This is a genomic window from Chryseobacterium gallinarum, assembly GCF_001021975.1.
GTDB lineage: Bacteria > Bacteroidota > Bacteroidia > Flavobacteriales > Weeksellaceae > Chryseobacterium > Chryseobacterium gallinarum.
On record NZ_CP009928.1, the window covers coordinates 1078153 to 1092950 of the forward strand.

The 14798-nt window shown below is 38.1% G+C and carries 13 protein-coding genes; all 13 read right to left on the minus strand.

From position 1 onward, the window contains the following. Window positions 1-23 precede the first annotated feature (23 nt). Window positions 24-3845, minus strand: coding sequence for a DNA-directed RNA polymerase subunit beta (rpoB, locus tag OK18_RS04890; RefSeq protein WP_053327293.1), 3822 nt, complete (start codon window positions 3843-3845; stop codon window positions 24-26). Window positions 3846-4288: 443 nt separating this feature from the next. Further along, the gene (locus tag OK18_RS04895; protein ID WP_053327294.1) at window positions 4289-6886 is read right to left on the minus strand and encodes a T9SS type A sorting domain-containing protein; all 2598 of its coding nucleotides are present in this window, start codon (window positions 6884-6886) and stop codon (window positions 4289-4291) included. A gap of 35 nt (window positions 6887-6921) precedes the next feature. After that, entirely contained in the window at window positions 6922-8064 is a 1143-nt protein-coding gene (locus OK18_RS04900; RefSeq protein ID WP_156173225.1) for a hypothetical protein, read from the minus strand. A 115-nt stretch (window positions 8065-8179) separates the two neighbouring features. After that, entirely contained in the window at window positions 8180-8503 is a 324-nt protein-coding gene (locus OK18_RS04905; protein ID WP_128572497.1) for a hypothetical protein, read from the minus strand. Between the two features lie 425 nt (window positions 8504-8928). Continuing rightward, window positions 8929-9297 carry a 50S ribosomal protein L7/L12 gene (rplL, locus tag OK18_RS04910; RefSeq protein ID WP_050022251.1) on the minus strand — a complete coding sequence of 123 codons (369 nt, stop codon included), beginning with the start codon at window positions 9295-9297 and terminating at the stop codon, window positions 8929-8931. Between the two features lie 46 nt (window positions 9298-9343). Next, window positions 9344-9931, minus strand: a complete 588-nt coding sequence (rplJ, locus tag OK18_RS04915) for a 50S ribosomal protein L10 (RefSeq protein WP_050022252.1) — start codon at window positions 9929-9931, stop codon at window positions 9344-9346. Between the two features lie 18 nt (window positions 9932-9949). After that, window positions 9950-10642, minus strand: coding sequence for a 50S ribosomal protein L1 (rplA, locus tag OK18_RS04920; protein WP_050022253.1), 693 nt, complete (start codon window positions 10640-10642; stop codon window positions 9950-9952). Between the two features lie 11 nt (window positions 10643-10653). Beyond that, a complete protein-coding gene (rplK, locus tag OK18_RS04925; protein WP_050022254.1) occupies window positions 10654-11097 on the minus strand; it encodes a 50S ribosomal protein L11 in 444 nt (147 codons plus the stop codon). A gap of 326 nt (window positions 11098-11423) precedes the next feature. Further along, on the minus strand, window positions 11424-12095 hold the full coding sequence (locus OK18_RS04930) for a hypothetical protein (protein ID WP_053327296.1): 672 nt from the start codon (window positions 12093-12095) through the stop codon (window positions 11424-11426). 10 nt (window positions 12096-12105) lie between these two features. Next, complete coding sequence (locus OK18_RS04935; RefSeq protein WP_050022256.1) at window positions 12106-12747, minus strand: hypothetical protein; 642 nt, start codon at window positions 12745-12747, stop codon at window positions 12106-12108. Between the two features lie 19 nt (window positions 12748-12766). Beyond that, complete coding sequence (locus OK18_RS04940) at window positions 12767-13384, minus strand: hypothetical protein (RefSeq protein WP_050022257.1); 618 nt, start codon at window positions 13382-13384, stop codon at window positions 12767-12769. A gap of 634 nt (window positions 13385-14018) precedes the next feature. Next, entirely contained in the window at window positions 14019-14561 is a 543-nt protein-coding gene (nusG, locus tag OK18_RS04945) for a transcription termination/antitermination protein NusG (RefSeq protein ID WP_047435411.1), read from the minus strand. Between the two features lie 19 nt (window positions 14562-14580). Beyond that, window positions 14581-14787, minus strand: coding sequence for a preprotein translocase subunit SecE (secE, locus tag OK18_RS04950; protein ID WP_002976410.1), 207 nt, complete (start codon window positions 14785-14787; stop codon window positions 14581-14583). Window positions 14788-14798 lie beyond the last annotated feature (11 nt).

Below are 14798 nucleotides of genomic sequence, written 5' to 3' on the forward strand. Positions count from 1 at the left end.
TCTTGTGTCTGACATCTGATATCTTACTCCTCCAATCTTACGTCTAATCCAAGACCTTGTAACTCGTGAAGTAATACGTTGAATGATTCCGGAATACCTGGTTCAGGCATAGATTCACCCTTAGCAATTGCTTCATAAGTTTTTGCTCTACCAATCACGTCATCCGACTTCACAGTAAGGATCTCTCTCAGGATGTTAGATGCACCGAATGCTTCAAGTGCCCAAACCTCCATCTCTCCGAATCTCTGACCCCCGAACTGAGCTTTACCTCCTAACGGTTGCTGAGTAATCAATGAGTAAGGACCGATAGAACGTGCATGCATCTTATCATCAACCATGTGTCCAAGTTTCAGCATGTAGATAACACCCACTGTAGCAGCCTGTGTAAATCTTTCTCCGGTACCACCATCATAAAGGTAAGTGTGACCGAATTTAGGAAGACCTGCTTTATCTGTATATTCAGTGATTTGATCAAGACTAGCTCCGTCGAAGATTGGCGTAGCGAATTTTAATCCTAATTTCTGACCAGCCCATCCAAGAACAGTTTCATAGATCTGTCCGATGTTCATACGGGAAGGTACCCCTAGTGGATTCAATACGATATCTACCGGTGTTCCATCCTCAAGGAACGGCATATCTTCTTCACGAACGATTCTTGATACGATACCTTTGTTACCGTGACGTCCTGCCATTTTATCTCCTACATTCAGTTTACGTTTCTTAGCGATGTAAACTTTAGCCAGCTTCATAATACCTGCAGGAAGCTCATCTCCGATTGAAATGGCAAATTTCTCACGGTTTTTAACTCCTTGAATGTCGTTATATTTGATTTTGTAATTGTGAATCAATTGTTTGATCAATTCATTCTTGTCAGCGTCTACTGTCCAGTCTGAACCGCTAACGTTTACATAATCTTCAACTGAAGTTAATAGCTTATGAGTAAATTTCACCCCTTTACCGATGATTTCTTCATCAAGGTCGTTATGTACTCCCTGAGAAGTTTTACCGCTAACCAGTGTATTTAATTTTTCAATTAAAGTATTTCTCAATTCGTCAAACTTAGCCTTGTAAGTGTTTTCAATTTCTTCAAGCTTAAGTTTTTCTTCAGTTCTTTTCTTTTTGTCTTTAATGTTTCTGGAGAACAATTTCTTGTTGATAACCACCCCTCTTAATGAAGAGTCAGCTTTTAATGATGCGTCTTTTACATCACCGGCTTTATCACCGAAGATTGCTCTAAGAAGTTTTTCTTCAGGAGTCGGGTCAGATTCACCTTTTGGAGTAATTTTACCAATCATGATATCTCCAGGCTTCACTTCAGCACCGATTCTGATCATACCGTTTTCGTCAAGATCTTTGGTAGCTTCTTCAGATACGTTTGGAATATCAGCAGTAAGTTCTTCCATACCTAATTTAGTATCACGAACTTCCAGTGAGTATTCATCCACGTGGATTGAAGTAAACCAGTCTTCACGTACTACTTTTTCGTTGATTACGATCGCATCCTCGAAGTTGTATCCTTTCCAAGGCATGAATGCTACTACTAAGTTTCTACCAAGAGCCAATTCTCCTTTTTCAGTAGCATAACCGTCGCAAAGTACCTGTCCTTTTTCCACTACATCACCTACTCTTACGTTTGGTCTCAGGGTAATGGTAGTACTCTGGTTCGTTTTTCTGAACTTGGTAAGGTTATATGTTTTAGTAGCAGACTCGAATGATACAAGATCTTCATCTTCACTTCTTTCGTATTTAATAACGATTTTATCAGCATCTACATACTCTACTGTACCTGTACCTTCAGCGTTGATCAAAATTCTTGAATCTCTTGCAACCTGTTGCTCAAGCCCTGTACCTACGATCGGAGCCTGTGGCTTCAATAGAGGAACGGCCTGACGCATCATGTTAGATCCCATCAATGCACGGTTCGCATCATCATGCTCCAGGAACGGAATCAATGAAGCGGAAATACCGGAAATCTGGTTAGGTGCAACGTCGATAAGGTCAACCTGGTTTGGCTCTACTACCGGGTAGTCACCATCCAGTCTTGCAATAATCCTGTCTGTTTCGAATTCACCATTATCGTTCAATTCAACGTTTGCCTGAGCAATTACTTTGGATTCTTCGTCTTCAGCATTTAAGTAGATAGGATCTGCATTAAGTTCAACCTTACTATTTTCTACTTTTCTATATGGAGTTTCAATGAAACCTAATCTGTTGATTTTTGCATAAATCCCTAAAGATGAAATCAAACCGATGTTTGGTCCTTCCGGAGTTTCAATCGGACAGATTCTTCCGTAGTGCGTATGGTGAACGTCACGAACCTCAAACCCTGCTCTTTCTCTTGATAAACCACCAGGCCCTAGTGCAGATAATCTTCTCTTGTGAGTGATCTCTGACAGTGGGTTGGTTTGGTCCATGAACTGAGATAGCTGGTTGGTACCAAAGAATGAATTGATTACAGAAGTTAAAGTCTTAGCATTAACAAGATCAAGTGGAGTAAAGATTTCGTTATCTCTAACGTTCATTCTCTCCTTGATTGTTCTTGCAATTCTTGAAAGACCTACGCCAAACTGTCCTGCTAATTGCTCACCAACAGTTTTAATTCTCCTGTTTGATAAGTGGTCGATGTCATCCACCTCCGCTTTAGAGTTGACAAGTTCAATCAAATGTCTTACAATAGCAATGATATCTTCTTTTGTAAGAACCTCAGTGGTAGTTGGGATATTAAGACCTAACTTCTTGTTTAGTCTGTAACGTCCTACTTCACCTAATGAATATCTCTGCTCAGAGAAGAATAATTTTTCAATGATTCCTCTTGCGGTTTCCTCATCTGGCGGATCTGCGTTTCTTAACTGACGATAGATGTACTCTACTGCTTCTTTTTCAGAGTTGGTAGGGTCTTTTTGTAATGTATTCTGGATAATAGAGAACTCGTTGCTGTTTTCTTTGTGAATCAGGATTGATTTCACACCAGCATCCAGGATAAGGTCCAAATGTTCCTTTTCAAGGATTGTTTCTCTGTCCAGGATGATTTCGTTTCTTTCGATAGAAACTACCTCACCTGTATCTTCATCTACGAAATCTTCGAACCATGTGTTCAAAACTCTCGCAGCCAATGTTCTTCCTTCTACTTTTTTAAGGGCAGCCTTAGAAACTTTCACTTCTTCAGCAAGGTCGAAAATTTGAAGGATGTCTTTATCAGATTCATAACCGATAGCTCTTAATAAAGTTGTTAATGGTAACTTTTTCTTACGGTCGATATACGCGTACATTACGCTGTTGATATCAGTTGTAAATTCCATCCAAGATCCTTTGAAAGGAATAATTCTTGAATAGTATAGTTTGGTTCCGTTAGCGTGGTAAGTCTGTCCGAAGAATACCCCGGGTGAACGGTGTAACTGCGTAACAATAACTCTTTCTGCACCGTTGATGATGAAAGATCCACTAGGTGTCATATAAGGAACCGGACCTAAATATACATCCTGCACTACTGTCTGGAAATCTTCATGTTCCGGGTCAGTACAGTACAATTTAAGTCTTGCTTTCAGAGGAACTGAATACGTCAGACCTCTTTCCACACACTCATCGATTGAATAACGTGGAGAATCTACCAGATAATCTAAGAATTCCAATACGAATTGGTTTCTAGAATCCGTAATAGGGAAATTTTCCTGGAAAGTCTTGTAAAGAGCTTCAGTTTTTCTGGCTTCAGGAAGTGTATCAAGCTGGAAAAATTCTTTAAAAGACTCAATTTGGATATCCAAAAAGTCCGGAGTAATGATTTTTCCTTTCGCTGATGAGAAATTAATTCTCGGATTTCCCTGAGTTGTTGATTTTGTTTTACTCATAAAACTTGTAAGAAAGGGTTAAAAAATATTTTGTTTTATTAAAAAATATCAGGAAGAGAAAGGAGAGAAAAGAAAAAAAGATAAAAGACATGGAGATGTTTGGCGCTATCAGAAATAGTCTTTATTCTTTGTTCTTTATTCTTACAATCCGATTCCTAACTGCAACACTGGTATATCTTTTCACAGCGTAATGCAAAATATTTTTATTACTTTTGTGCGTAATTACCGCGATATCTATAAACACGAAATCCCTTTCATATTTTTACAATGAAAGAGCTGATTTTCAGTATTTTATAAATTTACAAACAATTTTCCGCGCCAAAAGAGGGGCAAAGATACAAAAAAACTTCCATTAATACAAATAAATGATCTCATTTTGAGACCATTAAAAGAAAAGTGCCGCCTGTTGTCCGGCGGCACAGCATTCTATAAGTTTTCTGTAATTATTTTACAATCACTTTATAAGACTTCACATTGGTTTTGGTTTCTATATTAACAATATAAATTCCTGCTGGTAATGAAGTGGTATCAATTCCGGTATTTACGGTAAACCTGCCTGCTTTAATCACCTTTCCTTCTGCAGAGAACAGCGTATAAGCTCCTTCTTCTCCTGCGGTAATGGTAAGATTTTCTCCTGCTTTTACAGGGTTAGGATATATTTTAATATCATTGGCTGCATTAATTACTTCCGATGCACCGGCAATCCTTGCACTTTCAGAAGAATTTTTCAATACTGAAGTGTATGGAGAAAGTGGAGAATCCGGTGCTCCTCTCTTAATAAGATCAGTATCTACAACCGCCTGAATACCATCTTTATCTTTGTCATCAATTGTAGAAATGAATCCTCCTCCTAAAGTATCCAGGTTACCTTTTCCGATCTGGTACAGATCAAGATCTGAACCGTTGGATGTAAGATCCAGGAAGTCCGGTTTATCATCACCATCTGTATTTTTAATGGCATATTTCAGGATGCCTGAATCTGGAAAAGTTTCAAGAATATCGGCAATACCGTTCTTACCTACTGCAACATTACTATCAATGATTCCGTTACGATCCGTGTCGATCTGGCTGATCACCGATGCCGGAATTCCTGACTCAAACAAATCTAACACCCCGTCATTATCAGAGTCAAGGTCTAGATAATTCGGAACAGAATCTCCCAATACAGGTGTCAATACCAGGTCTCCCTCAGTATCATCGTCCTGGAATTTACCATTTTTATCAAAGTCTTCAGCAGTATCAGGAATACCATCGTTATCAGAATCCAGGTCACAAGCATCCACAATCCCGTCACCGTCTGTATCCAGTGTAGGAGATTTATCATTTACAGCATTACAGCCTTCTGCACAGTCCGGGATACCATTACCATTATTATCAATACTGTCATCCCCTCCCGGACAGCGGTCAAAGCAATTCGGAACTGCGTCGTTATCATCATCCCTGCTTGCGAAGGCATTATAAATATAATAGTTTTGAGGAATGCGAACCGCCGTACCACTGTTAAACGTAATTTTTATACGGTTAAAGGGTTTTGTCGCCTTACCCCCGACATAGAATTTGTTTGAATTTGTTGTAAAGAAATTACCACTGATGAGACTTCCTGAACTTGTGAAGCTATCCGTTAGCGTATTACCATTATATAATGTCACCGTAATATTCTCAAGAACACTTACCCCAAGAAGGTTTCCTGCTTTTTCCACCGTAAATCCGGCCATTGTATTAGCCGGCAGGGTTGCATTACTGCTTACCGTCGCATAAGCCGAAAATATACTAAACAAAGAGGCTGCCGGCACAGTGGCAGTGGCATAATTTGATGGGTTGTTATCTACAATAGCGCCCGGATTTGTCATTTTTGCTAAAATAAGCCCCAGAAAACCAGGTCCTGATGTCCAGCTGCTTCCCGTTACCAGATTTCCGGGCACCGAAGAGCCACTGGTCTGGATTTTATCATCACATTCGCAAGATACCGGTTCTTCAAAGGCATAATATACTTTCAAAGCTCCTAAATTAAACCCTATGGTTTGTGTCACCTTCAGGCGAATCTCATTAAATGGTTTAGAGGTTGTAAGGGTTACTTTCTGCTTTCCTGAACCATATCCAAGAACTTTAATATTAATAAGACCTCCCCCGTCAGACAATTGTTTTGAATCCTGAAGTTGTCCGAACAGATAGGTTTCTATTGTAATATTTTTCAAAAATTCAGCACTAAGAAGCTTTCCCTGGTCATCAGGCTCAATCACAAATCCGGCCCTGTTCCCTGCAGGATATACCTGATTTTTATCCAATACTCCTACTGAATAAGATCCTAATAACCCGATTGGAAGAACTATCGTCCCGAAAGAGTTCTTATTCCCATCCCCGATCCTTTCCTTATTCTGAACATATGAAAGCGGAGCCAGAATAGTACTGCTCCCCGATACATTTCCATCTACACCACTTCCCGCAATAATATCATCACAGATGCCATTATTATCAACAGGCACCCTGGCCGGATCAAAAGCAAATGCATAATACACATTCATAGCACTGAATACGGAAAGAACGTTTGTCTGATACAGCCTTACTTCATCAAATTCTTTAGAAGTTTTGAAATGTAAAAATATCCTGTTTTTGTTTCCTCCAAATGCCGGCACTGATAAAAGCGTACTACTGGAAGTTGACTCCTGGAGAACCCCATTTTTATATGTACTGATTCTCATTGAGCTTAGCAGATCAATCGTGATAAAGCTGGTTCCAAGATCCACATTAAACCCTGTAATATAGCCGGCAGGATATGTTGTATTCTTATTTTTAACCGATATACCATTTCCACTAACCAGGGAAGCAAAATTCCCCATATTTACACTGTTATCCAGATTGGCGTCAATTACCGGGTTCATGCTTCCGTTGTAACATGCCAAACAAATTCCTGAGTTATTTACAGGTTTTGCTTCTACTCCCATCCCACGGATAGGTTCATAGCCTTGTTGTGCAAATGCTACAGACGACATTACTGTTACCATGAGCATTACAATCAGTTTCTCGAATAATTTTTTGGTCATTTTTTATTTTTTATAAGGTTTGTGTTTATTCTCAATTAGTATAAAGGCTTCCAGTTACTGCCATTACATCCTTCATGTGTTTTTGTTGTTGTGTTGTAGCGGATAGCTCCTTCATCCACAGTGGCACAGGCAGCATTGGCCGGAGAAGCTACACCTCTGATCTGGATGGCCTTACTGACTTCCAGATCCGCAAAATTAGCCGCACTGGGAGTCATATTGATACCCACATCAGTAACAGCTCCATTTTTTCCTGTAAAAACATGTGCTGTATTCCCGTAAGCTGTCTGTCCGGCTGCGGCCTGAGTGGAGACTCCGATAGCTATTGCTTCAATTCCCGAAGCCGTATTTCCTGAGCCAATAGCTATATTATTTGAAGAAGCCGTATTTCCGGTCCCGAAAATAATTCCTCCGTTATTGGTATTAGAATTCCCTACAGTGACTCCGATAATACCTGTAATAGTATTAGAATTTCCCAACACCAAATTATTAGCTCCACTCGCCGTATTGGAGTTTCCTATTATTTTGGCTCCGTTTGTAGCTTTATTCCCCAGCCCGATAGCTACAGCCGGAAAGTTCCCCTGCGCAGATACGGTGTTGTCTTTTCCTAATGCTATATTGGAAGAGGTGCTGTTGGCAAGCACATTATTAGATCCCCAGGTAAAGGAAGCAAAAGGTCCTGTTGCGCTATTGGCGTTTCCTCCCTGTAAAGTTCCATTGACATCTAAAATCCCCTTCACATTCTTTTGAGTCACCAATACTATATTTTGTCCGTCATTTGTTCCCAAATAGTTTCCGGAAGTAACATCTGATCCCAGAGGAGCCGTGGTAGCTATAGTACCGGTATTTCCAAGGATACGCCAATCTGCGCTTAAGCTCCCCCATTTGGTTCCATCAAAATAATAATAGCCGGGGGCGACAACATCAACTGTTTGTCCTGCAGGTGCTGATTCAGCTAAAGTAACATATACAATGGCTCCAGTTTGGGCAGATGTGTAGGTTTTGGCTCTCAGTTCTGCTCCTGTAAGTCGCGGAGCAATGATTCCATCCAGTTTACTTGACATTGCAGGAAATCCGGTCACATCCAAAGTTGCTGATGGCAAACCGGTATTAATCCCAACCTGTGCTAAGCTTAATGAACTCGCAGATAAAAGTGCGAAGGTGAATAATTTGTTTTTCATTTTAATGATATTTGTTGTTTTTTTATGTAATAACAATCCTCTAGCTGTTTCACTTAACTATTAAATGAAAAAGACAGCTATTCTGGTAAGGTTCAGAGTTTTTCAGAAATTGTACTTATTCAGAAGCACTGAATATTTTGTCGGGAATTTTAATAATGAATTGAAAACCATCGACCAACGTAGAGGAAGGCGTATTAAATTTGTGAGTTCTCTGTAATGGCAATACAGCTGCCAGGGATTCAGGATATAATGTATACATCCGTTCATGCCAGTTTCGGATCTCATTGATATTTTTCTGAAATAAAACAGAAAAATTATCATTTACAACCGGGAAGCGTTTTAGCTTTATATCACGTTTAGAATTGATGCCTGTAAAAAGCCCGCCAGTTTTGTAATCCGGATCTGTATGAATAGTCTGCATGACAAAATTCTTTGTCATAGGTGTTTGCAGATTGTAGTTATGTATATCAGTACAATGCAATACTTCCGGGAATCCGTCCATTGTGTTTGATATAGCCTTAGTGTTTAGTTTTCCTATAACCGGCAAAAGCAGCAGAAGAGCTATGATACGGCTATAAGAAAGAAAATAATTTCTATCCAACTTATTTGTGTGTTTTCTCAATGCAAATATAATAATTTTTCAATAAAAACAACATTTCATTTAAAAAAATATTATAAAACACTAAATAAAAATAATATAATTCAATTAAATAAGTTTTAAATTATAAATAACTCAATGATAATAAAATATTTCACAAATCCATATAAAAATATTTGAATACTCTTATTAAAAAAAGCATCATTATAGGCATAAAAAAAGCCCGGGCAAATTGCCCGGGCTCCTTATTTATAAGAATAATTGAATTATTTCAATTCTACTTCAGCACCAGCTTCTTCTAATTGCTTCTTAAGAGCTTCAGCTTCGTCTTTAGATACACCAGTCTTGATTGGAGCTGGAGCACCGTCTACGATATCTTTAGCTTCTTTAAGACCAGCACCAGTTAAATCTTTTACCAATTTAACGATAGCTAATTTAGAAGCACCTGCAGACTTAAGGATTACGTCGAATTCAGTTTTTTCTTCAGCAGCTTCACCTGCACCTCCACCTGCAACAACTACTGCAGCAGCAGCTGGCTCAATTCCGTACTCATCCTTAAGGATAGTAGCTAATTCGTTTACGTCTTTTACTGTTAAGTTTACTAGCGTTTCAGCTAAATTTTTTAAATCTGACATTGTTGTAATGTTTTTGTTGATTATTTATTTAATTTTTTGAGTGTAATTATTCAGCACTTGTTTCCTCAGTGCTATCTGCAGCAGCTTCCGGAGCTTCAGCAGCAGGAGTTTCTTCTACCGCAGGAGCAGCTTCTTCAGCTTTAGCTTCTACTGTTTCAGGTTTGTTTTGAAGAGCAGAAACAACTCTCTGGATTGGAGACTGAAGTAATCCGATGATTTCACCGATCATTTCTTCTCTAGACTTGATGTTAGCCAACATATCTAGATTGTTGTCACCGATATAGAAAGTTTCCTGAACAAAAGCAGATTTTAAAGCCGGCTTCTCTTCTTTCTTTCTGAATCCCTGGATTAATTTCGCAGGAGCATTAGCTGTATCAGCAATCATCAACGCTGTGTTTCCTTTGAAAGATGGGAACATTTCAGAGTAATCTACTCCTTCAATCTGCTCCATTGCTTTTTGTAAAAGTGTATTTTTTACCACTTTTACTTTGATATTTTGTTTGAAAGCCTGTCTTCTGAAATCTGAAGATTTACCAGCGTTCAATCCTTCTAGATCTGCTACGTATACTACTTTTGCATCCTGAAGCAAGTCTTTGATCTCTTGTATCGCTACAACTTTTTGGTCTTTTGTCATTGTCTTAAGGATTTAATATTAGTTAACAGATTTAGTATCGATTGCAATACCCGGGCTCATTGTAGAAGACAAATAGATAGACTTCACATAAGTTCCTTTAGCAGCAGTCGGTTTCATTTTGATCAATGTCTGGATAAGTTCCTGAGCATTTTCTTTGATTTTGGCAGCATCAAAAGATACTTTACCAATACCCGCATGGATGATACCATACTTGTCTACTTTGAAATCAATTTTACCTGCTTTTACTTCAGTTACTGCTTTACCAATTTCCATTGTTACAGTTCCTGATTTAGGGTTTGGCATTAAACCTCTTGGACCTAATACTCTACCTAATGGACCTAGTTTACCCATTACAGCTGGCATTGTAACGATAACGTCAACATCTGTCCAACCATCTTTGATTTTTTGTAAATATTCGTCAAGACCTACATAGTCAGCACCAGCAGCTTTAGCTTCTGCTTCTTTATCCGGAGTTACAAGAGCTAATACTTTAACATCTTTACCGGTTCCGTGAGGAAGAGATACAACACCTCTTACCATCTGGTTTGCTTTTCTAGGGTCTACTCCTAATCTTACTGCGATATCTACAGAAGCATCAAACTTTGCAGTGTTCACTTCCTTTACAAGAGCTGAACCTTCTTCAAGGTTATAGATTCTTCCTTTTTCTACTTTGCTTAAAGCTTCCTTTTGCTTTTTTGTTAATTTTGCCATTTCTCTAAGTTTTAAGCGTTAGTTGGTTTAGTTCCTGTTACTCTTAATCCCATAGATCTAGCAGTACCTGCAACCATAGAAAGAGCAGAGTCCATTGTAAAGCAGTTAAGGTCTGCCATTTTATCTTCAGCGATTTTCTTTACCTGATCCCAAGTTACAGAACCTACTTTGTTTCTGTTTGGTTCACCGGATCCTCCTTTGATCTTAGCCGCATCCATTAATTGGATTGCTGCAGGCGGAGTTTTAATAACGAATTCAAAAGATTTGTCTTCGTATACTGTAATTACTACAGGTAAAACTTGACCTGGCTTGTCCTGGGTTCTTCCGTTAAATTGCTTACAAAACTCCATGATGTTCACACCTGCAGAACCCAAAGCTGGACCTACTGGTGGAGAAGGGTTAGCTGCGCCACCTTTCACCTGAAGCTTTACCATTTTAAAGACTTTTTTAGCCATTGTTTGTTTTTTAAATTTGAATAATTAATGAGTTTGGAAGCATTTATTATTCAGCAGGTTATCGTACTCACCTATAATAAACCTACTTTTTGGACTGCAAAAGTATAAAATATTTTTGAAATAGCAAACGGATAGTGTTGATTTTTAGTAATATTTATTCAAAATCATCCATTTCTTTTTCTGAAGGAAGATCTTGAATCTCATTTTAAGTCCATTAAAACGACCGCTTCCATTTATCCAATAATGAATAGATCAAAAACTTAATGACTATAAAAACAAAAAGCCGGCTCCATGAGTCGGCTTTGGCTTTTTGGTATTAATAATCTTTAGAATCCTGAAGGCTTGGTAAGAGTTTGTGTGGAACCATCAGTTCCTCCTAAGTTGGTATTGATATCACTAAAATTCTGTTTAGTGATGAGTCTTTTGTAAGCCATCAGGTAAAATTCTACGGTAAAGTTATTATATGTTCTCGAAGGATTGGAAGAGGTAAAGGCAATAAGCCTGCTGTTATTGGTAAATCCTGCTTTAAGATGCCAGGTTCCGTTACTTTTAAATGCAGTAACATCCGGAGAGCCCTGTTGGTTATCATTTACTCCGTTATCTCCGAAATCCAAAGCTACACTTGTAGTACCATCATTAAGCTTGAAAGCATAGTTATGTACTACAACCAGAAAATTATTCGCATCAATTTTAGTATCAAAATCAGTGATTCCTGCACCAGATACTCCTGTCAGCGTAAGCTTAATATAGTTAAACAGGCCACTGCTTTCCAATGCAGGGTCATATAGCTGAAGAGAATTCTGGGAGGTAGCCAGGAAGCTTCCCCCTGTCATCGTAGGTTCCCCCGGATTTCTTAAATACAGGGCATTGGTACGTGTATTACCATTCACATCAAGTGTTTCTGTAGGGTTTGTAGTATTGATCCCTACTTTCCCCGTTTGTGCATTCAGGAAAATTCCCAGACACATTATGATGATTATATAAATTTTTCTTTTCATAATTGTTGTTTTATTGAAGTCCTAGCGGAGTATTGGTTGAAACTCCTGAATAACCGGATGCTGCAGTGACAGAGCCATTGAATGTTCCCCAGTCTTTTACCAGAGATCTTTCAAAAACATTCAGGGTGATAGTCCAGGTACCATTTGTTGAAGAAACTGTTCCTGCCCCTTTGAAACTTAGATTAATAGCATGATAACTTTTTCCATTGCTTGTTACCGGGGTAACTTCTGTAGAATAAGCACCATAGGATTTTGGGGTAGTCGACATATTCGCTGCAGAAACAGCATTGGTAAAGACAGCTCCGGTAATAGCAACTACATATTTATTAGTTTCTAATCCTGTATTCAGGCTTACTACTTCATCCTGCTTAACATTGGTTAAAACTACTTTATATGAATTCACCGGGGCTACATTCCTAAGGGCAATGTCCAGGAGTTTTACTTTCCCCACAGGGGTAGTATCTTTAGAACGTGTCAGCAGAAGATAATTTCCGCTTGCAGGTGAATTTACCGTATCAATGAGGTAAGACTCCACCAAAGTTTCTCCTTCTACATCCAGAGTGGATTGCGGGGTTTTAGTATTAATGCCAACTTGAGATTGTGCAATTAGAAAAGTACCAACCGCAAGGATGAATGTGGTTATTTTTCTCATTATAGTATGTTTTTTTATGTTATTGAATCAAAGGAGCTGCAGCTGTTCCGGTTGTTGAAGTCCCCATTGCCTGTGTCGGATTAAACTCCTTTGCATAGGCACGGTCATAAACCAGTAAATTAAGTGTCCATACTCCTGTTGGAAGAGAACTATCGGGTGCAAACCCCTGGTAATCTGCTTTTAGCTTCCATGTCCCTCCTGAAGAATAGGCAAAAATCTGTGGTACCGGCGTTAGCCAGTCCGGAGAAGCTGCTTTTACCGGTTGAGTAAATCCAAATGAGGAGATTACCACCAGAAATTTGCTGGAGTTTATTTTAGTATCAAACTGATTTACCCAATCTTTATCTGTGGGGTCACAGGTAATTTTATACTGAATAAGATTGATAGGTGCCGGAGAATTAGGCACAAAAGAATCATTATAAGCAGTAATCTTGTTTTCAGGTGCCGGGGATTTAATGATGAAGGTATAATTTTCATTAGTTCCCAACTTTTCCAAAGGAGTTTTGAAAGCTATCCCGGATGTTTTCATAGTTCCATTTACGGATAGGGTCTTCTCAGGAGTATTGGTATTTATACCAACTTGTGCATTAGTAAATACAGCACTTGCAAGAAGTACTGTCGAAATAATCTTCGTCATTGTTTTGTGTGTTTATGTGGCTAACTCATCTTACTCCATAGCTTTTATATTTACAACAGACACACAAACATATGTACATATGCTTTGCACTGTATCTGAATAAAATATGAAAAGTTCTATGGATTAATTAGCTAACAGTTTGCAATAAGCATGCCACGAAATAAAATATATTTATTTATTTCAATAAAAAATAAGCAAATTATTTCTAATTCCTAAATTTCAGATTAAAAAGAATCTTGAGTATTAAAATGGAATCAATCCATGATTCTGGATCAGGAGCAAAAGTTGGGGACATAATAAATTGGGTCTGAATGTAAAAAATTCTGTTTATTATTGATTAACGTCAAAATTATTGAGATCGTTTTTCACGCAAAGTTTAAAAAAAATAATGTTCTATTTCAAGTAGGCAAAGAAGCAGCATAGCTGCTGGCTAAGCGCATGCAAAGTCTTCGCTTCATTTCTCAGCTTACTTAAAATAAAGAGTAATCAAAACGTGAATTTTAAAAATTAAATAGATCTAAATATTATAAGACCACAATTTTTGCGCTTGATCCATGATTCTTTCGGATAGTATAGATGATGGAAATAAAAAAAAACCGCTTAACAGCGGTTTTATATATTTATTATAATATTCTTATACTTTTTCTACCTGCATGTAACTAAGTTCCATTGGGGTTTTTCTACCGAAGATCAGTACAGAAACTTCAATTTTCTTTTTATCTTCCAGAATCTTTTCAACAGTACCGTTGAATCCGTTGAAAGGTCCATCGATTACTTTAACGTTCTCACCTACAATGTAAGGAATTTCAACATCACTTGCAAATTCTGAAAGTTCATCCATTCTTCCTAACATTCTGTTTACTTCAGACTTTCTCATAGGAACAGGATCACCTCCTTTTGTTAAACTTAAGAAAGAAATAACTCCGGGAATATTCTTGATAACGTGAGGAATCTCTCCCATCAGGTCAGCTTCAATCATCAGGTAGCCAGGATAGTAAGGTCTTTCTTTAGGAACTTTTTTACCGTTTCTAATTTGGATTACCTTTTCCATAGGAATAACCACTTGAGTAACGTACTGCTCAAACCCTAGACGTTTGATTTCTGTCTCAATATAGTTTTTCACTTTATTTTCCTGTCCGCTGATAGCTTTCAGCACATACCATTTCAATTCGCTCATTATGGAAAATACTTAATTATTAATTGAACAAGTTGATTAGCATTCCTATTATGTTGCTGATTGCTTTGGAAAACAATTCATCAACTCCAAATGTAAATAATGCCAGAATCACTGTCGCAATAGTCACTACGATTGTGGAAGACTGAAGATCAGCCCATTTTGGCCATTCTACTTTGTGTCTAAATTCGTTATAAGAACCTTTTAAAAAATCGACAAATGAACTCATAATTTATATTT

What these genes read in the sequence shown, in the direction of transcription:
- rpoB (WP_053327293.1), bottom strand. Translation starts at nt 3,845, where the DNA reads ATGAGTAAAACAAAATCAACAACTCAGGGAAATCCGAGAATTAATTTC.
- OK18_RS04895 (WP_053327294.1), bottom strand. Translation starts at nt 6,886, where the DNA reads ATGACCAAAAAATTATTCGAGAAACTGATTGTAATGCTCATGGTAACA.
- OK18_RS04900 (WP_156173225.1), bottom strand. Translation starts at nt 8,064, where the DNA reads ATGAAAAACAAATTATTCACCTTCGCACTTTTATCTGCGAGTTCATTA.
- OK18_RS04905 (WP_128572497.1), bottom strand. Translation starts at nt 8,503, where the DNA reads ATGACAAAGAATTTTGTCATGCAGACTATTCATACAGATCCGGATTAC.
- rplL (WP_050022251.1), bottom strand. Translation starts at nt 9,297, where the DNA reads ATGTCAGATTTAAAAAATTTAGCTGAAACGCTAGTAAACTTAACAGTA.
- rplJ (WP_050022252.1), bottom strand. Translation starts at nt 9,931, where the DNA reads ATGACAAAAGACCAAAAAGTTGTAGCGATACAAGAGATCAAAGACTTG.
- rplA (WP_050022253.1), bottom strand. Translation starts at nt 10,642, where the DNA reads ATGGCAAAATTAACAAAAAAGCAAAAGGAAGCTTTAAGCAAAGTAGAA.
- rplK (WP_050022254.1), bottom strand. Translation starts at nt 11,097, where the DNA reads ATGGCTAAAAAAGTCTTTAAAATGGTAAAGCTTCAGGTGAAAGGTGGC.
- OK18_RS04930 (WP_053327296.1), bottom strand. Translation starts at nt 12,095, where the DNA reads ATGAAAAGAAAAATTTATATAATCATCATAATGTGTCTGGGAATTTTC.
- OK18_RS04935 (WP_050022256.1), bottom strand. Translation starts at nt 12,747, where the DNA reads ATGAGAAAAATAACCACATTCATCCTTGCGGTTGGTACTTTTCTAATT.
- OK18_RS04940 (WP_050022257.1), bottom strand. Translation starts at nt 13,384, where the DNA reads ATGACGAAGATTATTTCGACAGTACTTCTTGCAAGTGCTGTATTTACT.
- nusG (WP_047435411.1), bottom strand. Translation starts at nt 14,561, where the DNA reads ATGAGCGAATTGAAATGGTATGTGCTGAAAGCTATCAGCGGACAGGAA.
- secE (WP_002976410.1), bottom strand. Translation starts at nt 14,787, where the DNA reads ATGAGTTCATTTGTCGATTTTTTAAAAGGTTCTTATAACGAATTTAGA.